Raw genomic sequence first — 20,760 nt, forward strand, 5'->3', positions numbered from 1 at the left:
GCCCCCGGCCTCAGAAGTCGCGCATGGAAGCGAAGGGATCGTCGTCCTGGTCGAGCTCGATCTCCTCCTCGAAGGAGGTGTCCTCGACGATGTCCTCGAGGCTCAGGTTGACGCGGGTGCCCGCGCGGATGATCTCGCGCTCGAACTCGGCGAAGTTCTGGAAGCTCTTCGGCAGCGGCATGGCTCTCTCCACTCGGCACGCGCAGGTCGATCGGCGACCCGCGCGAAACGGATCCGGCTCAGGTCGTTCGGCGGTCGGGGTTCGGGAACAGGACGAGGACACGCGCAGACGCGGACGGGCTCGGCGCAGCCCAGAAGGACCGGGCGAGCACGCGATCACACGCGGAAGGCTCGTGGTGGGTGGCGAGGGCGCTCGCGAGCGACAGCCCGCGCCCCCGGGCGCTCCTTCGGTTCCCCCGGAGCGCTTTTGTCCTACATGCACCCACAACGAGCGACATGTGCGCCACTGTAACGACCAGTGAGTCAAGGGCCAAAAAAACGTGAACGACGCGCCCTCGACGGGGGGGCGAGGGTCGTGTAAGCAGCCGCTACCCACGGGATCGTCCCCCGGGACGGACGACCCACACCGCGCCTCCGGGCGCGGCGTTCCCGGCAGATTTCATGGCCCCTTCGCCCCTCATCTATGCCGTCGCCAACCAGAAGGGCGGCGTCGGCAAAACGACGACCTCGGTGAACCTGGCCGCGAGCCTCGCCGCCGCGGAGAAGCGGACGCTGCTCGTCGACTGCGATCCGCAAGGCAACGCCTCGAGCGGGGTCGGCGTGCGCCGGCCCAACATCGAGCGCTCGCTCTACGACGTGCTCATCGGCCGCTCGACCCTGCGCGAGACGGTGATCTCGACGTCGGTGCCCAGGCTCGACGTGGTGCCGGCGACGCAGGACCTCGTGGCCGCAGAGATCGAGCTCGTCGACGCGCCCGACCGCGCGACGAAGCTGCGTGACGCGATCCGGCCACACGCATCGGACTACGAGTACGTGATCCTCGACTGCCCGCCGAGCCTGGGGCTGCTCACGCTGAACGCGCTCGTGGCCGCGCACCGGGTGCTCGTGCCGCTGCAGTGCGAGTACTACGCGCTGGAGGGGCTGACGTACCTGATGGCGACGATCGACCGCGTGAAGGGCGCCTTCAACCCGGAGCTCGGCGTCGAGGGGATCGTGCTGACGATGTACGACGGGAGGACCTCGCTGACGCACCAGGTCGCCGACGAGGTGAAGGGTCACTTCAAGGTCTTCGACTCGATCATCCCGCGCAACGTGAAGCTCTCCGAGGCGCCGTCGCACGGCAAGCCCGTGCTGCTCTACGACATCTCCTCGAAGGGCGCGCAGGGTTACCTGAGCCTGGCGCGCGAGATCCTCGAGGTGAACCGGCCGAAAGGCAAAGCCGCGAGGCCGAGGCCATGAGCACGGACCCGAAGAACGCGCCGCGCCGCGCCCTCGGCCGCGGGCTCGACGCGCTCCTGCCCGCCGCCGCGCCCCCGTCGCCGTCCGGCGCGTCGTACGGCGACAAGAGCGTGTTCACCTGTCCGATCGAGCGCATCGGCCCGCAGCCGGGTCAGCCGCGGCAGCACTTCGACGACGAGGCGCTCGAGGAGCTCGCCGCGTCGATCCGCGAGCACGGGATCCTCGAGCCGATCGTGGTCCGCCGCGCGCAGGCGGGCGCCGACAAGTACGAGATCATCGCCGGCGAGCGGAGGTGGCGCGCGGCGCAACGCGCGGGCCTGAAGGACGTGCTCGTCGTGGTGAAGGACGTCTCGCCGAAGGACGCGTTCGAGCTCGCGCTCGTGGAGAACGTGCAGCGCGAGGACCTGAACCCCATCGAGCTCGCCGAGGCCTTCGACCGGCTCTTGCGGGAGCACGGCTACACGCAGGAGTCGCTCGCGGAGCGCGTGGGCAAGAACCGCACGACGGTGACGAACAGCCTGCGGCTCCTGAAGCTGCCGGCGCGTGTACGGTCGATGGTGATCGGCGGCGATCTCAGCGAGGGCCACGCGCGCGCGTTGCTCGGCGCGCCGGACGACAAGGCGATGGAGGAGATCGCCGACAAGGCGGTGCGCGGTCGGCTGCCGGTGCGCAAGGTCGAGGAGCTCGTGCGGAGCACGCGCGGCCCGAAGGACGGCGGCGGCAAGGGTCCGAAGGCCGAGGGGCCCGCGGCGAAGTCGCCGGGGCTCAAGGACCTCGAGGCGCGGCTCATGCGCAAGCTCGGCGCGAAGGTCGAGGTGCGCGACAAGGACGGCAAGGGCGAGATCGTGGTCGCCTACGGCTCGCTCGACGAGCTCGATCGGATCCTCGCGCAGCTCGGCGCGTGACACACGCGTAAGGTCGACCGCTTGCGGCGCCTGCCCGGTCGCCGCACGATGCCTCTGTGCCGAACGTCGTGCCCGCGCTCGCGATGTTCTTTGGGCTGGTGGTGCTCGCGGGCTTCGTGCCGCAGCCGCTCACGCCGGCGACGCTGCTCGCCGCGAAGACGGCCCCGCCGTGGTCGCTCGCGCTCGTCGCGGCCGCGGCGGCGGCGCTCGCCGCGCTTCTGGATCACCGGCTCGTTCGCACGACGTTCCAGATCCGGAAGCTCGCGGAGCTCCGGCAAAAGCCGATCTTTCAGCGCGCGGAGGGGTACGCGAAGGTCGCCCCGTTCCTGACGACGGCGGCCTTCGCGGCGCTGCCGCTGCCCTTCATCATCGTGCGGATCTTGATGCCGCTCACGGGCTACTCGGCGCTGCGGTACGCCGCGGCCGTGGGGCTCGGGCGGGCGCCGCGCATCTACGTGATCGCGGTGGTGGGCAAGGAGTTCGACATCCCGACGGAGCTGCTCGTCGGGGCGATCGTGCTCGGCGCGATCGTCTCGCTCGCCGCGTACGTGCAGCAGCGGCGCCGCGCGTGATCAGCGCTTGTTCGTCGACTTGAGCTCGCGGAGTTTGTCCTTCGCGGCCTTGCCGATCGGCGTGTCCTTGCCGAACTCCGCGGCCTTGCCCATGGAAAACTCCGCGCTCTGCGGCTTCTTCAGCGCGAGCTGCGCGAGGCCCATGTAGTAGTAGCCCGCGGCATAGTCGGGCTTCACCTTGGTGGACTCCTGGTAGTCCGCGAGCGCGCCCGCCTCGTCGCCGAGCTCGTGCTTGCAGGTGCCGCGACGGACGAACCACTCGGGATCTTTGGCTTCGAGCTCGAGCGCGCGGTCGAACGCGGCCACGCAGTCGCCGAACGCCTTGCCGTAGCCGAGCATGCGGCCGACCGTCACGAGCATCGCGGGGTCGTCCTTCGTGCCTTCGAGGACCTTCTTCAGGTGCGGCACGGCCTTCTCGTGTTGCTTCGCCTCCGCGAGCATCGCGGCGTACTCGAAGCGCACCTCGACCGAGTCGCCCTTCGTGATGGCCGTCTCGTAGGCCTTCGACGCGCCCTCGACGTCGCCCTTCAGGCCGAGCGCATAACCGAGGTTCCGCAGCATGCCGACGTCGCCGGGCGTCTTCTCGAGCGCCGCGCGCAGGTGCTTGATGGCGTCGTCGGTGCGCGGAGGGCTCGTCGAGAGGTAGATCGCCGCGAGGTTCTGCGCGGCGGCGGCGAGGCCCGGCTTGCGCTCGAGCGCGGCGAGGTAGGACTTCTCGGCGCCGGCGAGGTCGTTCTCCTTCTCCAGCACGAGGCCCATGTACGCGTGCGCCTCGGCGTTGTCCGGCGACGCCTCGAGCGCGCGCTTCAGGTGGACCTTTCCGGCCGCGTATTGCTCCTTCTCGATGAACGCGACGGCGCGCTGGAAGTCGGTCTGCGCGGCGCCCCCGGTCATGCCTTCCGTGCCGCCGAGCGGCGGATCGGCGACGAGGTCGGGATCCTTCGGGGGCGGCGTGCTGCCACACGCGGCGAGCACGAGCGCCGTGATGCAAGGGAGGAGAGCTCTCATCGCTCTGCGCGAGGAGGAGGGTAAGAAGAGCATGGCCCGCTGTTTCCTTCTTGTTCGAGCGACTCGAGCACCGACTCGATTCGTTGCCGCACCTCGGCCGCGCGTTTGCCCGGCGCCACTTTAGCGCCGTCCGCCTCGCTGACGTAGAACACGTCGGCGGCGCGCATGCCTTCGGTGTTGATCTTGGCCACGGCGATGCTGAGGCCGAGGCGGTAGAGCGCGTCGGAGATGGCATGCAAGAGGCCCGGCCGATCCCGGGTCATGACCTCGATGACGGTGTGCCGCGGCGAGGCGCGGTCGTCGATCGAGACCTGGGTGCGCACGCGCGGCGTGGCGCGGCCCGGAAGCGCGCTCTTGCCGCGCTTGCTCGCGAGTTCGGCCGTGGTCGTGTGGCCTTCGAGCACGGCGTCGAGGTCCCGCACGAGGCCCGGGAGCGCCCGCGCGACGCCCTCCACGCCCTCGGCGCGATCACGCACCCAGAAGAGGTCGACGGCCTCGACCGTACCGTCCGGCAGGTGGCGCGAGTGGATCTGCGCGGCGTGCACCTCGAGGCGCGAGGCCGCGAGCGCCGCGGTGATCGACGCGAGCAGGCCCGGACGATCGGAGGCGATGACGCAGATCTCCGCGGCCTGCGGGTGCCGCGACGGGACGAGCGCGACGCTGACCGTCCGGCCCCCGTGCTTGCGCGCGAGCTCGGCGTGCGAGGCGATCGCCGCGGGTGCGTTCGAGAGCAGGTAACGCTCCGGCATCGACGCGAGGTACGTCGGGACGAACGCCTCCCGCGCCGCCCGCTCCTCCTCCGAGGACACGAGCAGCGCGCGCGCGGCCTCGAGCACGGCCGACTGGGCGCGCGCGAGGCGCTCGTCCTCGCCGGGGTTGCCCGCGAGCGCGCGATCGGCGGCGAGGTAGAGCTCGTCGAGCATACGCGCCTTCCACGAGGTCATCGACGTCGGGCTCGTCGTGGAGAGGTCGGCGACGGTGAGCAGGTAGAGCTCGGAGAGCGAGTCCCGGTCGGGGATCACGCGCAAGAACTCCTCGATCGTCGCGGGATCGTCGAGGTCCCTTCGCGTCGCGACGTGGTACATGACGAGGTGCTGGCGCACGAGGTGGCACGCGGCCGCGACGTCTTCGGGCGGGAAGCCGAGGCGCTTCAGGATGACGTCGGCCATGTCGGCGCCGCGCACGCTGTGATCCTTGCCGCCGATCGCCTTGCCCACGTCGTGCAAGAGCGTCGCGAAGAACAGCATCGTCTTGCGCGTCGCCTCGGCGGCGAGGCGGCACGCGAGCGGGTGCTCGGCCGTGAGCTCGCCGCGCACGAGCGCCGCGAGCCTGTCGACGGCGGCCACCGAGTGAACGTCGACCGTGTACACGTGGTAAACGTCGTGGTGCACGCGCCCGACGACGGGCAAGAACTCGGGGATCATCGCGAGCAAGAGCCCGAGGTCGTGCATCTCCGCGAGCGTGGATCCGCGCTTGAGCCGGGTCTCCTCGGTGGTCGAGACGAGCGCGCAGAAGAGGCGCGCGGCCTCGGGGCTCTCGCGCAGGCTCTCGGTCCAGGAAGGATCCGCGGCGGCCCGCGCGATGGCGTCGCGCGCCCACGGGAGCAGCGGCGCGCGGCGCTCGACGGCCGCCGAGAGCATCCGCAGCGCGAGCGCGGGCTCCTTCGTGACGAGCTCGAGCTCGCTCATCGTCACGCAGCCGTCGAACATGCGCACGCCGCCGCCGAGGTCCTCCTCGCGGGGCTTCTTCTTGCCGAGGAGCGGCGCCGCGCGCGAGAGCATGGTCTCCCGCGCGCTCGAGATGATGCGCGCGCTGCGGTAGTACGCGCTCATCATCTTCTCGACGGCCTCGCCGCCCTCGCCGTAGCCGAGCAGCGACGCGATCGACTCCTGCTCGTCGAACGTGAGCCTGTCGCTGCGCCTCCCCGCGTGCGCGTGGAGGAGGTTCCGGATGCGGAAGAGCAGCTCGCGCGCGGCGGCGATGTCCGCCGACTCGCGCTGCAGGAGCGCGCCCACGCGCACGAGATCGTCGAGCTCGTGCACGCCGAAGCGCGCCTTGCCCGCCCAGCCTGCGATGTCGAGGTCGCGCAGGCCGCCCGCGCCGTTCTTCACGTCGGGCTCGAGCAGGTAGACCGATCCGCCGAAGCGCGCGTGCCGCACGCGCACCTCGTCCTCGAGCTGCGCGAGGAACCGAGGCAGCTCCGCGTGCGCGAAGAGGCCCGCGTCGCACCGCGTCTTCAGCTCGTCCGAGAGCGCGCGGTTGCCCGTGATGTGCCGGTAGTCGAGCAGGCTCGTCGCCGTCGGCAGGTCCGCGCGGGCCGCCTCCACGAGCGCCTCGACCTTGCCGACCTGATGGCCGATCGGGACGCCCATGTCCCAGAGCGGGTAGAGCAGCGCCTCGGCCACGGCCGCGGCCGCGCCGAGGTCCCGCGCGAGCAGGCGCACGTCGAGGTCGCTGCCGAGCGCGAGCGCGCCGCGCCCGTATCCACCGACGCCGCCGAGCGCGACCTCCTCGAACGCCTCGGCGACCTCCTTCGGCAAGAGCTCGCCGCCGGGCAAACGCAGGCGCCCCTCGCGCGCCTCGCTCCGCAGGAGCTCGAAGAGCCGCGCGAGCAGGTCGTCGCAGAGGCGCGCGTGCCGCCTCCCGAGCGCGAGCCCGCACCCGTCGAGCGGCGCGGGCCTGCTCTGCGAGGGCACGAGCGCCTCGAGCTCGGCGCGTCGCGCGGACCATTCGCGGCGAAGATCCACGAGCGCGCCCGTCGGATCTTTCACCTCGGTGGTCATGGGCGACGCTTCGCGGGGCGGAACGCGGTGACGGACGGGGTCAGCCGGACGGTCTCGAGGCCCATGCTGCGCAGGCGCAAGACCTCGCTCGCGGCCGAGAAGAGCACGCCTCCGTCCTCGAGCTCGTTCGCGAGCCGCGTGGCGACCTGCTCGCCGGCCTGCGGCGTCAGGTAGAGCAGCACGTTCTTGAACAGGATGAGGTGAAACGGCCCCTGCGGCACGCGTTTGACGAGGTCGTACTCCTCGAACTCGACCGCGTTGCGCACGAGCAGGCCGACACGCAGCCGCCCGTTCTGCTCGTCGCAGAACCGCTCGACCCACGCGGGCGGGATGTCGCGCGCCGCCTCGCGCCCGTACGTCGCCTCGCGCGCGACCGCGATCGCCTCGGCGGAGCGATCGACGCCGAGCACGCGGAAGCGCCGCCGCGCCGCCGTGAGCAACATGCCCATCGTGTAGGCCTCTTCGCCCGTGCTGCAGCCGGCCGAGAGGACCTGGAGCTCCACGTCCGCGGGGAAGAGCTTCTCGAGGTGACGCTCGATCGCCTCCCACTGCGCGCCGTCGCGGTAGAACCGCGTCTCGCCGACGCGCAGCGAGGTGACGATCCGCTCGACCGCGGCCTTGTCCTTGATGAGCTCCCGCGCGACCTCGTTCATCGTGAAGCCGCTCTTGTACGACTGATGCTCCAGGTAGCGGCGCACGCGATCACGCACCCAGCCGGGCGTGGCGCCGCTGGAGCCGAAGCCGAAGAGCTCCTCGGCGAGCTTCAGCGCGACGTCGACGGCGCGATCGCCCGAGTCAGGTCCAGACACGGATGTGCCCCCCGCGCGTGGCGTGAAGAGGAAGAAGAAGACCGATCTCGCCGCCGAGAAGCACACACCACGCGTGCCACGACGCATGCCCTCCTCGGCGCGCGCCGTCCTCGTGGCGCGCGTAGTGCATGTCGCCGGTCGACTGGCTTCCCGCTTCCATCGCGCCGCCAATTTATCACCAAGGCCCGGCCATCCAGGCCAAACATTCACCTTTCCGACCCACCCGGGCGTGAACCCACGTCCACGCCCCCGCTCGCCCGGCGCGATACACTGCCCGCGAAGGACACGACCGGTCCCCCGAGGTCCCACGATGCAACCACGGAAAGCACGGATGGCTTGGAACTTGCTCCCTACCTGCCTCGCCATGCGCAAGACGATGTCCTCCTCGGCCGCGGCGCTCGCTTGTTTCCTCGCCGCCGGGGCCGCCTCTGCCCAGGTGCCCCCCCCGCCGCTCGAGCCGCTTCCGCCCGGAGCGCCCCTCCCGCCGAACATCGTCCAGCACCCCGACGGCCGAACGACCGTCACACGCACGCCCGAGCAAGGCGTCGACGTCCACGCGCAGACGCCCGACGGCGCGGTCCACGCCTACGGCTGCGGGCGCGTCGACGTCGACCCCCGCGCGACGCCCCCGTCCCCCTCCGCGGCCCAGCGCGGCCCGTGCCCCCTCCCCCACGCTTCCCCGTACCCCTACGCGCCGCCGCCCACGTACGTCTATCCGCCGCCTCCTCCGCCGCCCCCGGCCGCGCCGGGGCTGCCCGGTTTGCGCAAGCAGAAGCCCAAATACGCGCCCGATCCGGGCCGCAAGGGCGCGCTCATCGCGTCGAGCATCATCTTCGGCCTCGGCACGGCCACCACCGGCGCCGCGTACATCATCTCGCTCGGGGCGAGCGCGGCCTGCGACGCCTCCGAGGCCTGCAACGTCGAGCCCTCGAAATCGGCGCTCTACGCGATGGGCGCGATCCTGACGATCACGCCGAGCGTCCCGCGCCTCGTCGTGGGCGACTGGGGCAAGGGGCTCCTGTTCACGGCGCTGCGCGGCGGCTCGTTCGCCGCGGGCACGATGATCGACTGGGACGACAAGAGCCACCTCGTCCCCGTCACGTTCGCGTTCCTCGCGCCGCTCACCCTCGGCATCGTGGACCTCGCGACGACGCCGCACCGCGAGCAACTCGAAGCGAAGAAGCAACGAGCCGCAGGCGGCTTCGAACTCCACGGCCTCGGCCCCACGGTCTCGTACGATCTCCGCGGCAACACGATCCCGGCCGTCGGCGCGATCGGCACGTTCTGACGCCGATCAGGATCGTCGCCGCTTCTCCCTCGAAAGACCCTTCCACCGCCGGTGCAACCACAACCACTGCGCTGGGTTTTCCTTGACGAACTCCGCGAGCGCGTCCGTGATCCGCGCCGCCACGCGCACGACGTCGGCCCGCGAGGCGAGCGCCTCCGGCTCGATCAGATCGAAGGCGTCGAGCTCGTGCAGCCCATCGTCCCGGCGGCGCCCGAAGGCCACGACGATCGGCGCACGCGCGCGCGACGCGAGCAGGACGGGCGCGAGGTCACACCACGCAGGCGCGCCGAGGAACGGGAGCTCCGCCACGCCCGCCGCGCGCTCGGGGGCTTGATCGATCATCATCGCGACCACGTCGCCACGCGCGAGCGCCTCACGAACCCGCGCCGATGCGCCGCGGGCGTCGACGAGCAGGACACCACGCTCGGCCCGCAAGCGCTGCCACGTACGATCGAGCGCGCGCCAGGACAAACGCTTCGTGATCACGTGCAGCGAAGGCGCGCGCCCCTCGCTCCCCACGCGCCCGCGGAGCCACGCCGCCGCCGCGCAGGCCGCGAGATCCCAGTTGCCCGTGTGCGCCGTCGCGACCACCACGCCGCGCCCCCGCGAGAGCGCCCGCTCGAAGAGCTCGGCTGCCCGCGCAGACACCACGAGCCGCGCGTCGAGCGGCTCGGCCGGCCTGCCCGCTGTCCACAAGAGCTCGAACAACCCCGCGCCGAGCGAGCGGTACATCCCGGCCGCCGCGCGACGAGGCGCGTCCACGCCCGCGCGTGTCATCGCGGCCTCGACGTGGCGACGACGCACCCGCAAGAGCCCGCCGACGAGCGCGCCCAGCGCCGCGCCGAACGAGCGGAGCGCGTGGTACGGCAAGAGGCCGACGAGGCGCGCCACGAGCCACATCCACAGCGGACCTCTCGGCCCCACTGCGAGCGCCTCGGGCGCGCCCTCCGCGCGAGCGCCGAGCGAGTCGTCCGCTCGGCCTCGCGCGTTCAACCCAAGAAGCCCGCCTTGCGGCCCGCGGCGACGCTCGTGCCGCCGTCGAGGCTCAGGGCGAAGAGATCCTCGCGCGCCACGAAAAACGTCTCGCCTTTGCTCGAGCGCGCCCGGATGACGCCGTGGACCATCCGCAAACACTCGACCTTCGCGATGTTGAGCGCCACGCCGTCGTGCGAGGCGTACAGCGTCATGAGCTGGCCCTCCGGCAGGCGGAGCCAGCCCTCCTTGTCGGTCGTGACGCCAACGGTGTCGAGCACGGTGCGGAACATGTCCTCGGTCATGCGGCACATTTCCCGCCGGGAGCCCCACGCGTCAAGCGCGAGAGGCCCCTCGGACGAGACCGCGTGGTAGCCTCGGCGCGCGATGTCCGCCGGAGCCGCGCGCCAAGCACCTCGGATCCCGCCGGAGGATCACGTCTTCGTCGACGACGTGAAAAAATCGTTCGGGACGACGCAGGTCCTGAAGGGCGTAACGATGCACCTCCGCCGCAAGGAGACGGCGGTGATCATCGGCGGCTCGGGCGCGGGCAAGACGACGCTGCTCCGGCTGCTCATCGGCCTGGAGAAACCCACGAGTGGCCACATCTGGGTCGACGGCGAGGACATCGGCCCGCTCGGCGAGCGGCCGATGAACCGCGTTCGCCAGAAGTTCGGCATGGTCTTCCAGTACGCGGCGCTGCTCGACTCGCTGAACATCTTCGACAACGTCGCGTTCCCCTTGCGCGAGCACCGCAAGCACATGTCCGAGAAGGACATCCGCGACAAGGTCGTGAGCATGCTCAACCTGCTCGGGCTCGAGAACAAAGAGAAGCGCATGCCGAGCGAGCTCTCGGGTGGCCAACGCAAGCGCGTGGGCCTCGCGCGAGCGCTCATGCTCGAGCCGAAGATCCTGATCTACGACGAGCCCACGAGCGGCCTCGATCCGCAGACGAGCCGCATGGTCGACGATCTCATCGAGGAGACGCGCGACAGGTTCGGCGTGACGAGCGTGGTGATCTCGCACGACATGGCGAGCACCTTCCGCATCGCGCACCAGGCGTTCCTCGTGATCCAGGGCCAGGTCGTCGCCTCGGGCACGCCCGACGAGCTCGCGTACGGCGAGAGCGAGATCGCGCGCGAGTTCATCGCGGCCTCCGGCGTCGCGCCCGATCGCGTGGGCCGCGTCGAGAACTTCAAGCAGGCGCCCGAGGGCGGCGCCGCCGTGCGATATCACCCTTCGAGCTAGGCGAACTCGTTCGCCGCTTCCTCGAGCGTGACGAAGCGCGCGCCACGCCTCGCGAGCACCTCGAGGGCCACGGAGAGCGCGTCGAGCCTCCGCCCGAGCGGGATGCGGAGCTCGCGCTGGTACGGGACGAGGTGCGCGAGGCCGTCCGCCGCGTCGAGGAAATCGATGCCGTGCAGCTCGAGGTTCACGAGCGGCTCGTCCGCGCATTGCTCGGCGAGCGCGCGCGCTACGCGAGGCCCGCCGAGCGCGATCGAGGTGCCGATGAAGGGCAGGCGCAGGCCCTTCGTGACCTGGACCGGGAGCTCGACGAGGGCGCGGCTCCCTCGGCGGAACCAGGGTTTGCCCGGGCGATACGGGCGTGTCGGCGCGGCGAGCACGCGCGGCGTGTCGAGCACCGAGGCGCTCGTGCGGCCGCGCATGCGCATGGCCCCCATCACGATCGCCTTCGCGCCGTAATACGCGGGGCACGGGAAGACCGACGAGTCGAAGCGCACGCCGAGCGCCTCGAGCGCGTCGAAGACGGCGTCGGTGACGGTGTACCCCGGCGCGCGAAAGCCCGCGGGGCGGCGGCCCGTGGCGCGCTCGATGGCCTCCTGCCCGGCCGCGATGTCGCGCTCGATCTCCTCGGCGGAGGCGCGCGTGAGGTCGTAGCGGTGCGAGAACGAGTGGTTCTCGACGACGTGGCCTCGTCGGGACAAACCCGCGAGCGTCGCGGCGCTCTCGGGACGGGCGAGGTCCGCGCCGATGGCGAAGAGGGTCAGGGGCAGGTCGTGCGCCCGCGCGAAATCCGCCATGCGGGCGAGGGCGACGTCGTAGACGGCATGGAGGGCCACGGCCCCGTCCGCGAGCGGAGCGAGGCCGTGGATGTGGTGGTAGTGCGAGATGCCGTCGAGGTCGACGGAGACGGCCGCGAGCAGCGGCCTCTCAGCCACCGGCCATCTTCGCAACTTCCGAAGCGAAGTCGGGGCCCTGCGGCTTCTCGATGCCCTCGCCGCGCTCGAAGCGCACGAAGCGCACGATCTTCACGCTGCCGCCCGCGGCCTTCTCGGCGGCCTGGCGGAGCTTGTCGATCGTGTTGCCGGGGACCACGACCGACTCCTGCTCGGTCAGCGTGACCTCGCTGAACCACTTGTTGAACTTGCCCTCGATGATCTTAGGCCACGCGCTCTCGGGCTTCGGCTTCGGGTCCTCGCGGAGCTGGCCCTCGAAGATCTCCTTCTGCTTGGCCTTCGCCTCGTCGCTGATGTCCTCGCGGACGAGCGCGACGGGGTTCATCGCCGCGATCTGCATCGCCGTCTCGTCGGCGAACTTCAGGACCTCGGCGTGCTGCGCGACCGCGTCGTTCTCGGTCTCGAGCGCGAGCACGACGCCGATCTTGCCGCCGAGGTGCACGTACGCGTGCGCGAGGCCCGACTTGCCAGCGGGGACCTCGGCGCGATCCCAGCGGCGAATGTCGACCTTCTCGCCGATACGCGCGGTGAGGTCGACGATCACGTCGCTCACCTTCTTGCCGCGCAGCTCGCTGTTCTTGAGGTCGGCGCCGAGGGGCGCGGCCTCGGCGAGGCAGAGCACGTCGCCGACGAAGTTCTTGAACTCGTCGCTGCGGGCGGAGAAGTCCGTCTGGATGTTGACCTCGACGAGCGTGGCGGCGCGCTTGTCCGGCGAGACGGAGGCGCGGACCTCGCCCTCGCTGGCGACCGCGCCGGCCCGCTTGGCGCTCTTCGCGAGGCCCTTCTTCAGGATGATCTCGACGGCCTTTTCCATGTCGCCGTCGGCCTCGACGAGGGCGTTCTTGCAGTCGCTCATGCCCGCCTGCGTACGCTCGCGGAGCTCCTTGATCGCCTGCGGATTGATGCCGGCCATGGCTCGTATTCCTCCAGAAAGTGGGATCGTTGTGCTTGTGTGAAATCGGGAGTTTGCCCGGACGGGGCTTCGGGGAAGCAAGGAGGGCGCCCGCGCGAGGCAGCACGCCTCGAGCGCAGCGGCGCCCTCTCGACCGGAGCCCGCAGGCCGGGCGCGTGATTTACTGCTGGGGCTGATCGCCGCCGCCGCGACCACCACGGCCGCCGCGACCACCACGGCCGCCCTGGTACACGTTGATCTCGTCGCGACGGCCGCCACCCTGCTGCGGGCCACCCTGCTGCGGACGGTCCTGCTCGCGCTCCACGTCCTTGCGGCGCTGCGAGCCCTCGAGCGCGGCGTCGGCGATACGCGCCGTGATGAGGCGGATCGACCGGATCGCGTCGTCGTTGCCCGGGATCACGTAGTCGATGAGGTCCGGATCGCAGTTCGTGTCCGTGATCGCGATGACCTGGACGCCGAGCTTGCGCGCCTCGTTCACCGCGATCGACTCCTGGTGGGGGTCGATAACGAAGATCGCCGCCGGGACCCCGCCCATGCCCTTCAGGCCGCCGAGGTACTTCTCCAGGCGATCGCGCTCTTTCTCCATGCGCGCGACCTCCTTCTTGACGAACTGCTCGTACGTCCCGTCCTCCTTCATGCGCTCGAGCGTGCGGAGGCGGTCGAGGCCCTGCTTGATCGTGCGGAAGTTCGTCAACGTGCCGCCGAGCCAGCGGTTCGTGACGAAGTACATCCCGGAGCGGCGGGCCTCTTCCTGGACGATGTCCTGGGCCTGGCGCTTCGTCCCCACGAACAGGATGCTGCCGCCGCGGCCGACCGCGTCGACGACGAAGTCGTACGCGCGCTTGAAGAGGCGCACCGTCTGGTCGAGATCGACGATGTGAATGCCGTTGCGCGCGCCGTAGATGAACGGGCGCATCTTCGGGTTCCAGCGCTTCGTCTGGTGGCCGAAGTGCACGCCCGCGTCGAGCAGCGAGCGAAGGGGCAGCGGGAACTCACCGGGCGCCGGGGGCACGAAGGCGCCGGCGGACTCGGCGGTGGACATCGAAACGTCGGTCATGGCACGTATTCCTTCTCGGGTTCGGTTGGACCTCCGCTCCCCATCCCGCGAACAACCCCCCGGGATCCGAGGATCCCTGGGGGCACCGGTCGCAGGTCCCACCTTCTGGGCGTGTGCCGGGGGAGCGTGTGGATTCCGTTTGCCTCGCCAAAAGCAGGGGCAAACGGGGCGCGCATCCTGCCCCGCGATCCGGGGCTTGTCAACGGAAGGAGCGGGCCTTTCGTTCGGTCCGTCGCAGTGAGGCGACGCACTCGCTCGCAGCGCCGGGAAAACCGCGACGGCGGACGGACCTCCGGCATCCGAGGGGCACGCCATGAAACAGGATGACGCCGAGCGACCCAACCTCGACCGGATCCCCACGGGGATCGCAGGTCTCGACACCGTCCTCGGCGGAGGTTTCCTGGCCGGCAGCGTCCACCTCGTCGTCGGCCCTCCTGGCAGCGGCAAGACGATCCTCGCCAACCAGATCACCTTCCGCCGCGCAGCGACGGGCCAGACGGCCGTGTACGTAACGCTGCTCGCCGAGGCGCACGCCCGCATGCTCGCGCACCTCGGGGGCTTCGAGTTCTTCGACCCGAGCTTCGTGCCGCACCGGATCGTCTACATGAGCGGCTACGGCGTGCTCGAGCAGAGCGGGCTCGACGGCCTGCTCGAGCTGCTCGGCCGCACGATCCGCGAGCACGGCGCGATGTTCCTGGTGCTCGACGGGCTCGGCACGGCGGAGGAGTTCGCCCCGACGACGAGCGTGTTCAAGCGGTTCTTGCTGACGCTCTCGACCTCGGCGAGCTTGACCGGCTGCACGATGCTCCTGCTCGCCACGCGGAGCGCGTCGGACGCGCCTCGGCCCGAGCAGGCGACGGTGGACGGGCTCCTCACGCTCGACAAACGCCGCGTCGGCGCGCGCTCGGTGCGCGAGCTCGTGGTCGAGAAGATGCGGGCCACCAAGTACGCGCTCGGCGCGCACGCGATCGACATCGACGAGAAGGGCATCCACGTCTACCCGCGGCTCGAGGCGTGGCCCTTCCCGCAGCCGGCCCCGGCGGCCCCGAAGCGGCGGCTCGGCTTCGGCGTGCAGGGGCTCGACGCCATGCTCGGCGGCGGCGTGCTCGGAGGATCGTCCACGGTGATCCTGGGGGGCCCCGGGACGGGCAAGACGCTGCTCGGGATGAGCTTCCTCCTCGAGGGCGTGCGGCGAGGCGAGCGCGGGATCTACCTCGGCTTCGGGGAGGGGCCCGAGCGTATCGTCCAGGCCGCAAGCGGCATCGGGCTCGACGCCCAGGGCGCGCTCGATCGCACGGAGCTGACGATGCTATGGTATCCGCCTACCGAGGGTACGGCGGACGCGGTCGCGTGGCGCCTGCTCGAGGAGGTCAGCGAGGAGGGGCAGAAGCGCGTGTTCATCGACGAGCTCCGCGGCTTCCGCAACATGACGACGGACGTCGAGCGCCTCGATCGCTTCCACGCGGCGCTCTGGGCCGCGCTCGCGAGGCGCGGCGCGACGACGATCCTCACGGAGACCGTCTCCACGTGGGAGCACGCGAGGACCACGAGCGTGGTGTCGCAGCCCGCGTTCGTCGACAATGTGATCGTCCTCGAGGAAGAAGAGAGGGGTCGAAGGCTGCGCCGGTACGTCGCGACACGAAAGGTCGCGGGGGGCAAGCACGATCCCTCGCTGCGGAGGCTCCGCATCTCGAGCAAGGGCATCGAGGTGGAGCAGCCAGGCGTGCGCAGTCGCCTCCGGGGGAGCGCGTGAAGACGATCCTCGTCGTGGACGACGAACTCGATATCGTCGACGTGCTGAGCGACCTCCTGACCGCGGAGGGCTACCGCGTGATCACGGCCTCGAACGGGCGCGAAGGGCTCACGCGGCTCGCCGAATCGCGGCCGGATCTGGTGCTGCTCGACCGGATGATGCCGGTCGTGGACGGGGCCGAGATGCTGCGGCTGATGCGCGAGGACGCGTCGCTCGGCGGGATCCCGGTCGTCATGATGAGCGCGGCCGAGGGGCGGAGGCTCTCGCAGGAGCTCGGCTGCGCGGCGTTCCTCAAGAAGCCGTTCGACCTCGGTACGTTGCTCGACACGGTCGCGCGGCTCGCTGGTAGGGGCGATCGCGAAGAGGTCGCGCGGAGCTAGCGGGCGTTCGCCTCGGGCGGTCGGGCCTTGTCACGAGCGGCGCTCCCGCGGGAAGATGACCGCCCAAGGAGCGCGCCGAGGTACGCCCATGAGCAACCAAGATCGTGAAGAAGAAGGACCGCTCTCCGAGGGCCCCCTGTCGGGCCCCGCGTCCGATCGCCGAACTGCGCTGCGACACTCGGCCGTCTTCCCCGCCCACGTCGACACGGGCAACGGCAACAAGCGCACCGCCGTGATCCGCGACCTCAGCGTGTCGGGCGCCCTCTTGCTCACCCGCGCGCGCGTGAAGATCGGCGACGAGGTCACGCTCTCGCTCTACCTCACGGGGGATCCGAACCAGGCTCAGGAGGTGAAGGGGCGCGTCGTTCGGGACGAGCGGCGCAGCGTCGAGGTCTCGGACATCTGGCCTTACGCCGTCGCCATCCGGTTCAACGAGCCCTTCGAGGCCATCGAGCCGGACGTGAAGGCGCTCGCCGAGAAGCAAGCGAACCTCGGGCTCACCCCCAAGGAAACCTGAGCGCGAGCCTGCTCGCCCGTACCCTCCTGCATCGCGTACACTCGGCGTGTGCGTGATCGAGAAGCCAGCCCGACGAAGCTCGCCCTGCGCGGCTTTTTGCTGTTCGCGCTGACGGCCTCCGCCTGCATCGCCGGCGCGCCCGAGGGCATCCGCCGACAAACCGACGGCGACGACGGGGAAGAGCCGCTCATCAACTTCGACGGCGGCACCTTGCCGCCCATCGACGCCGCGCCCGACATCGCGGCCCTGGATCCCTACGCCGTGGTCGGCGCCGATCCCACGCACGGACCTTTCACCGGCGGCCAGCGCGTGCTCATCCGCGGCAACGGCTTCGCCGCCGCGACGCGCGTCTGGTTCGGCGAGATCGAGGCCGACGCGTCGACGATGGTGCCGATCGATCCGACGCGCCTGCAGATCACCGCGCCGAAGGGCACGGCCGGCGCGGTCACGCTCACCGTGCAGAAGGGCGACGATGAATCCACGCGCCGCTCGCTCCCCGGCGGATACGCCTACGACGCGCTCTACGCGGCCCCCTCGAGCGGGCCCGTCGCCGGAGGCACGGTCATCGAGATCATCGGCGACGGCACGAGCTGGACGTCCTCCGCGATCGCCAGGATCGGCGGCAAACCCTGCACGACGCAGACCATCAACGGGCCGACCTCGATCACGTGCACGGTCCCCAAGGGCACGCCCGGCGCGAAGCCCGTCTCGGTCGACGCGGGCGACGGTCAGCCGATCGTCGTGCTCGACGCGTACACCTACGAGGACAGCACGAACGGCTTCAAGGGAGGCCTCTCCGGCGCGCCGCTCGCAGGCAAGCTCAAGGTGCTCGTCTACAACAACTTCACCGGCGATCCGATCGCCGGCGCGCACGTGATCGTGGGCAACGCTCTGCCGTCGGCGCTCGTGAAGCAGGTCGACGCGACGGGCGTGACGCTCTTCGACGATCCTTCGCTCGACGGCCCGCGCACCGTGACCATCGCGGCCAAGTGCCATAGCCCGATCACCTTCGTCGACGTCCCCGTCGACACCGCCACCGTCTACCTCGACCCCGTCCTCAGCCCCGCGTGCGCGGCCGACGGCGATCCTCCGCCCGTCGGCGGCAAACCCGGCGCGGGCGGCGGCATCCGCGGCGAGCTCGTCTGGCAGGGCAACGTCGAGTTCAAGAAGTCCCCCTGGATCAACGTGCCCGCGCCGGCGCCGGGCGAACGGCAGGTCGCGTACGTCTTCCACGCGTCGCAGGATCCGACCGGTACCTTCCAGCTCCCGCACCCCTCGACCGCGATCCTGCCCGACACGCCCGGGGAGATCGGCTACCAGTTCCAGCTCGGCAGCAGCGCCGGCAACCGCGCCCTCTACGCGCTCGCCGGCGTCGAGACCACCACGCCGCCGGTAAAGTTCACCGCGTACGCGATGGGCATGGTGCAAGGCGTGAGCGTGCTGCCGGGCCAGTTCACCGAGCAGGTCTACCTCGTGATGGATCGGACGCTCGATCAAGCCCTCACGATGGACGTCACGCCGCCCGCGCCGGGGCCCAAAGGGCCGGACCGCGTGCGCGCCACGGTCTCCGTCATGCTCGGCAACGACGGCTACGCGCTCCTGCCCGCCGGCGTGAAGACGCCGCTCTTGCCGCTCGCCGGGCCCATCCCGTTCGTTGGCCTGCCCGCGCTCGATGGCTCGCTGCTCGGCGCGACGTACGTCTCCACGGCCCGCGCGGTCACCGGTCCGCAGGCCTCGGCGCCGATGTCCGTCGTCGGCCGGCTGCTCTCCACGAGCACCGCCGAGGGCCTCGCCGTGGACGGCTTCGTCGGCGTACCGACGCTGACCACGCCGGCGAGCGGCGCGGCCTGGGACGGCCGTCACCTCGCCACCACGTTCGGCGCCGGCGGCTCGGCGATCGATCTTTCGGTCTACGACGTCACGAGCGGCGGCGGCCTCATCCGCTGGACCGTGGTCGTGCCCAAGGGCTCCCACGCCGTCGAGGTGCCCGATCTCTCGGTCTTCCCCTTCCCCGAAGGCGGGCTGCCGAGCGGACCCATCACGATCGGCGTGTACGGCGCGCGGGTGGACAAGTTCGATTACGGCGCGCTCCGCTACCGGGACATCCGGCCGAGCGGGATGAGCGCCTACGCCCTCGATTATTTCAACGCGTTCCTCTGAACGGAGACACGCATGAACGAGCGAAGAAGGGGCCCGAAGCGCCTCGGCCGCGGCGCCCTCGTGTTCCTCGCGGCGGCCCTGCTCGCCAGTTGCTTCGACAAATCGACCCGCTGGGAGCTCGTCGAGGTCGAGCCCACGCCTCCGCCGCCGCCCGTGTGCGAGGTCGGCCTCGAGCGATGCACGACCGCGCTCGAGCGCTGCACCGACACGGCCGACGGCCCCGCGTGGACCCTCGTCGAGGACTGCGCGGCCGAGGGCCTCGTCTGCGCGCCGACCTTGCTCCGCTGCACGCCGTGCGTCCCGAAGACCGGGAGCTGCAAGGGACAGGACGCCTATAGCTGCAACGAAGACGGCACCGTCGAGAACTTCGTCGCCACGTGCGACATGTCGAAGGGCATCGCTTGCCGCCGCGGGAGCTGCGTGGACCTCTGCGGGCGCGCGATCGTCGAGAAGAGCAACGTCGGCTGCGAATACTGGGCCGTCGACCTCGACAACGCGAGGATCGACGCGACGAGCAACGCGGCCGCGCAGCAGTTCGCCGTCGTCGTTTCGAACCCGCACCCGGACGTCCCCGTCTCCGTGCGAATCGCGCAGGACGACGGCCTGCCGGGCTCCGCGCCTGCGCCGTACGACATCGCGACCGCGGTCATCGCGCCGTTGAACCTCCAGGTGTTCAAGCTCGGCCCGCGTGAGGTCGACGGCAGCCCCGAGGGCGAATACGACACCGGCTCGCACACGGCGCTCACGCGGCACGCGTACCGCATCCGCTCGGATTTCCCGGTCGTCGCGTATCAGTTCAACCCGCTCGAGAACGTGAACGTCTTCTCGAACGACGCGTCGCTGCTCAAGCCGACCGAGGCGCTCTCGTTCGGCGTCGAGGACAGCCTCATCACGTCGTACGTCGTGGTCGGCTGGCCGCAGACGATCGCCACGACCGACGATCCGGACACGAACTTCAACCCGAATGACCCGATCCACCTCCGCTCGTTCCTCACGGTCGTGGGCACGCAGCCGGAGACCACCGTTCGCGTCAAGACGAAGGCGAAGGTCGTGGGGGGCGGGCCCGTGGCCGAGACGCCCGCGAACGGCGTCATCGAGGCGCGCCTCGACGCCTTCGACGTGCTGAACCTGGAGACGGGCGATTTCAACGCCGACTTCACGGGCACCACCATCGAGTCGAACGGGCCCATCGCGGTCTTCACGGGCGGCGAGGCCTCGGACGCGCCCCATTTCCCGACCCTCGCGTATCGCCGCTGCTGCGCCGATCACCTGGAGGACCAGCTCGATCCGGTCCGCACGGCGGGCAAATCGTTCGCCGTCGCCCACACGCCGAGCCGGACGCGGATGGTCAGGCAGGCGGGCGCGCTCATCGAGGAGGTCCCCGAGCCCGATTATGTGCGGTTCGTCGCGGCCTCGAAGGCCGGCGCGACGATCACCACGACGCTGCCGCCGCCCTACGACGAGATCCACCTCGGGTGGCTCGGCGACTCGGCCGAGGTCACGGCGTACCGCGATTTCATGGCCGAGAGCACGGAGCCCATCATCGTGGCCCAGGTCATGGGCAGCCAGGACGCGGCCGGCGTGCGGCGCGGCCTGCCGGGCGGGGATCCGAGCCTGCTCATCGTCCCGCCGATCGAGCAGGCCCGGCCCGATTACGTCTTCCTCACGCCCGACAAATACGCATTCGATTACGCCTCGATCGTCGCGCCCGCGGGCCAGGGTGTGCTGCTCGACGAGCAGCTCCTCGGCCCCGATCTCTGCGAGGTCACCGCGGCCGACGGCCTCACGGACGAGGAGCGCGGGGGCCCGCCGGCGTGGATCGCGTATCGATGCCAGCTCAGCTTCCCGTTCATCGATTCGCTCGGGAATTTCGTGTACGTCTTTCCGGGCAAACAGAATGACGGCGTCCACCGGGTCGTCGCCGGCGTGCCGGTCGTCGTGACGGTGGGCGGGTTCGATTCGTACGTGAGTTATTCGTACGCGGCGGGCACGGAGCTGCGGGCGATCGCGCTGCCGGAGTGAGCGC

19 protein-coding genes are annotated in these 20,760 nt (G+C 70.7%); 10 read left to right on the forward strand and 9 right to left on the reverse strand.

Translation table 11 applies throughout. The features are described from left to right. Positions 1 to 10: 10 nt before the first annotated feature. The gene (locus GF068_RS04945; protein WP_136928010.1) at positions 11 to 181 is read right to left on the reverse strand and encodes a transcriptional regulator; all 171 of its coding nucleotides are present in this window, start codon (positions 179 to 181) and stop codon (positions 11 to 13) included. 440 nt (positions 182 to 621) lie between these two features. Here GF068_RS04945 and GF068_RS04950 point away from each other — a divergent pair, with 440 nt between their 5' ends. Genes GF068_RS04950 through GF068_RS04960 form a run of 3 tightly spaced genes read left to right on the forward strand, consistent with a single transcriptional unit; the run spans position 622 to position 2,896 of the window. Continuing rightward, the gene (locus GF068_RS04950) at positions 622 to 1,419 is read left to right on the forward strand and encodes a ParA family protein (protein WP_153818084.1); all 798 of its coding nucleotides are present in this window, start codon (positions 622 to 624) and stop codon (positions 1,417 to 1,419) included. Continuing rightward, a complete protein-coding gene (locus GF068_RS04955; RefSeq protein WP_153818085.1) occupies positions 1,416 to 2,324 on the forward strand; it encodes a ParB/RepB/Spo0J family partition protein in 909 nt (302 codons plus the stop codon). The genes GF068_RS04950 and GF068_RS04955 overlap by 4 nt, the downstream gene beginning before the upstream one ends. A 56-nt stretch (positions 2,325 to 2,380) precedes the next feature. After that, on the forward strand, positions 2,381 to 2,896 hold the full coding sequence (locus GF068_RS04960) for a hypothetical protein (RefSeq protein ID WP_153818086.1): 516 nt from the start codon (positions 2,381 to 2,383) through the stop codon (positions 2,894 to 2,896). Here GF068_RS04960 and GF068_RS04965 read toward each other — a convergent pair whose 3' ends face one another. Genes GF068_RS04965 through GF068_RS04975 form a run of 3 tightly spaced genes read right to left on the reverse strand, consistent with a single transcriptional unit; the run spans position 2,897 to position 7,583 of the window. Beyond that, entirely contained in the window at positions 2,897 to 3,904 is a 1,008-nt protein-coding gene (locus GF068_RS04965) for a tetratricopeptide repeat protein (protein WP_170319306.1), read from the reverse strand. Continuing rightward, positions 3,901 to 6,687 carry a [protein-PII] uridylyltransferase gene (gene glnD / locus GF068_RS04970; RefSeq protein WP_153818088.1) on the reverse strand — a complete coding sequence of 929 codons (2,787 nt, stop codon included), beginning with the start codon at positions 6,685 to 6,687 and terminating at the stop codon, positions 3,901 to 3,903. Before glnD ends, GF068_RS04965 begins: the two co-directional genes overlap by 4 nt. Continuing rightward, the gene (locus tag GF068_RS04975) at positions 6,684 to 7,583 is read right to left on the reverse strand and encodes a CheR family methyltransferase (protein ID WP_153818089.1); all 900 of its coding nucleotides are present in this window, start codon (positions 7,581 to 7,583) and stop codon (positions 6,684 to 6,686) included. The genes glnD and GF068_RS04975 overlap by 4 nt, the downstream gene beginning before the upstream one ends. A gap of 277 nt (positions 7,584 to 7,860) precedes the next feature. Between GF068_RS04975 and GF068_RS04980 the strand changes: the two genes are divergently transcribed. Continuing rightward, positions 7,861 to 8,784 (forward strand): hypothetical protein, encoded by a 924-nt coding sequence (locus tag GF068_RS04980; protein WP_153818090.1) that lies wholly within the window; start codon positions 7,861 to 7,863, stop codon positions 8,782 to 8,784. 6 nt (positions 8,785 to 8,790) lie between these two features. On the opposite strand, the gene GF068_RS04985 is transcribed toward GF068_RS04980, so the two are convergent. Further along, a complete protein-coding gene (locus GF068_RS04985; RefSeq protein WP_153818091.1) occupies positions 8,791 to 9,777 on the reverse strand; it encodes a lysophospholipid acyltransferase family protein in 987 nt (328 codons plus the stop codon). Next, complete coding sequence (locus tag GF068_RS04990; RefSeq protein WP_153818092.1) at positions 9,774 to 10,061, reverse strand: hypothetical protein; 288 nt, start codon at positions 10,059 to 10,061, stop codon at positions 9,774 to 9,776. Before GF068_RS04990 ends, GF068_RS04985 begins: the two co-directional genes overlap by 4 nt. 82 nt (positions 10,062 to 10,143) lie before the next feature. On the opposite strand from GF068_RS04990, the gene GF068_RS04995 reads away from it, so the two are divergent. Beyond that, complete coding sequence (locus GF068_RS04995; protein WP_153818093.1) at positions 10,144 to 11,004, forward strand: ABC transporter ATP-binding protein; 861 nt, start codon at positions 10,144 to 10,146, stop codon at positions 11,002 to 11,004. Here the strand turns inward: GF068_RS04995 and GF068_RS05000 are convergent. The 3 genes from GF068_RS05000 to rpsB all read right to left on the reverse strand — a co-directional run bounded on the left by GF068_RS05000 (position 11,001) and on the right by rpsB (position 13,924). Further along, positions 11,001 to 11,936 (reverse strand): polysaccharide deacetylase family protein, encoded by a 936-nt coding sequence (locus GF068_RS05000; RefSeq protein ID WP_338046227.1) that lies wholly within the window; start codon positions 11,934 to 11,936, stop codon positions 11,001 to 11,003. The genes GF068_RS04995 and GF068_RS05000 overlap by 4 nt on opposite strands. Continuing rightward, a complete protein-coding gene (gene tsf, locus GF068_RS05005; RefSeq protein ID WP_153818094.1) occupies positions 11,929 to 12,867 on the reverse strand; it encodes a translation elongation factor Ts in 939 nt (312 codons plus the stop codon). Before tsf ends, GF068_RS05000 begins: the two co-directional genes overlap by 8 nt. A 160-nt stretch (positions 12,868 to 13,027) precedes the next feature. Further along, a complete protein-coding gene (rpsB, locus tag GF068_RS05010) occupies positions 13,028 to 13,924 on the reverse strand; it encodes a 30S ribosomal protein S2 (RefSeq protein WP_153818095.1) in 897 nt (298 codons plus the stop codon). A gap of 313 nt (positions 13,925 to 14,237) precedes the next feature. Between rpsB and GF068_RS05015 the strand changes: the two genes are divergently transcribed. From GF068_RS05015 to GF068_RS05035, 5 genes are all read left to right on the forward strand, one after another. Further along, positions 14,238 to 15,677 (forward strand): RAD55 family ATPase, encoded by a 1,440-nt coding sequence (locus GF068_RS05015; RefSeq protein ID WP_153818096.1) that lies wholly within the window; start codon positions 14,238 to 14,240, stop codon positions 15,675 to 15,677. Beyond that, positions 15,674 to 16,057, forward strand: coding sequence for a response regulator (locus tag GF068_RS05020; protein ID WP_338046228.1), 384 nt, complete (start codon positions 15,674 to 15,676; stop codon positions 16,055 to 16,057). Before GF068_RS05015 ends, GF068_RS05020 begins: the two co-directional genes overlap by 4 nt. Positions 16,058 to 16,145: 88 nt before the next feature. Further along, entirely contained in the window at positions 16,146 to 16,574 is a 429-nt protein-coding gene (locus tag GF068_RS05025) for a PilZ domain-containing protein (RefSeq protein ID WP_170319307.1), read from the forward strand. A 48-nt stretch (positions 16,575 to 16,622) separates the two neighbouring features. Continuing rightward, positions 16,623 to 18,734, forward strand: coding sequence for an IPT/TIG domain-containing protein (locus GF068_RS05030; RefSeq protein ID WP_338046229.1), 2,112 nt, complete (start codon positions 16,623 to 16,625; stop codon positions 18,732 to 18,734). Between the two features lie 12 nt (positions 18,735 to 18,746). Further along, on the forward strand, positions 18,747 to 20,756 hold the full coding sequence (locus GF068_RS05035; RefSeq protein ID WP_153818098.1) for an IgGFc-binding protein: 2,010 nt from the start codon (positions 18,747 to 18,749) through the stop codon (positions 20,754 to 20,756). Positions 20,757 to 20,760 lie beyond the last annotated feature (4 nt).

Origin of the sequence: Polyangium spumosum, assembly GCF_009649845.1 — a bacterium.
Classification (GTDB): domain Bacteria; phylum Myxococcota_A; class Polyangia; order Polyangiales; family Polyangiaceae; genus Polyangium; species Polyangium spumosum.

Excerpts from the sequence above, each read along its gene's own strand:
- GF068_RS04950 (WP_153818084.1), top strand. The coding sequence starts at position 622 with ATGGCCCCTTCGCCCCTCATCTATGCCGTCGCCAACCAGAAGGGCGGC.
- GF068_RS04975 (WP_153818089.1), bottom strand. The coding sequence starts at position 7,583 with ATGCGTCGTGGCACGCGTGGTGTGTGCTTCTCGGCGGCGAGATCGGTC.
- GF068_RS04955 (WP_153818085.1), top strand. The coding sequence starts at position 1,416 with ATGAGCACGGACCCGAAGAACGCGCCGCGCCGCGCCCTCGGCCGCGGG.
- tsf (WP_153818094.1), bottom strand. The coding sequence starts at position 12,867 with ATGGCCGGCATCAATCCGCAGGCGATCAAGGAGCTCCGCGAGCGTACG.
- GF068_RS05035 (WP_153818098.1), top strand. The coding sequence starts at position 18,747 with ATGAACGAGCGAAGAAGGGGCCCGAAGCGCCTCGGCCGCGGCGCCCTC.
- rpsB (WP_153818095.1), bottom strand. The coding sequence starts at position 13,924 with ATGACCGACGTTTCGATGTCCACCGCCGAGTCCGCCGGCGCCTTCGTG.
- GF068_RS05015 (WP_153818096.1), top strand. The coding sequence starts at position 14,238 with ATGAAACAGGATGACGCCGAGCGACCCAACCTCGACCGGATCCCCACG.
- GF068_RS04990 (WP_153818092.1), bottom strand. The coding sequence starts at position 10,061 with ATGACCGAGGACATGTTCCGCACCGTGCTCGACACCGTTGGCGTCACG.
- GF068_RS04945 (WP_136928010.1), bottom strand. The coding sequence starts at position 181 with ATGCCGCTGCCGAAGAGCTTCCAGAACTTCGCCGAGTTCGAGCGCGAG.
- glnD (WP_153818088.1), bottom strand. The coding sequence starts at position 6,687 with ATGACCACCGAGGTGAAAGATCCGACGGGCGCGCTCGTGGATCTTCGC.
- GF068_RS05025 (WP_170319307.1), top strand. The coding sequence starts at position 16,146 with ATGAGCAACCAAGATCGTGAAGAAGAAGGACCGCTCTCCGAGGGCCCC.
- GF068_RS04980 (WP_153818090.1), top strand. The coding sequence starts at position 7,861 with ATGCGCAAGACGATGTCCTCCTCGGCCGCGGCGCTCGCTTGTTTCCTC.
- GF068_RS04965 (WP_170319306.1), bottom strand. The coding sequence starts at position 3,904 with ATGAGAGCTCTCCTCCCTTGCATCACGGCGCTCGTGCTCGCCGCGTGT.
- GF068_RS04995 (WP_153818093.1), top strand. The coding sequence starts at position 10,144 with ATGTCCGCCGGAGCCGCGCGCCAAGCACCTCGGATCCCGCCGGAGGAT.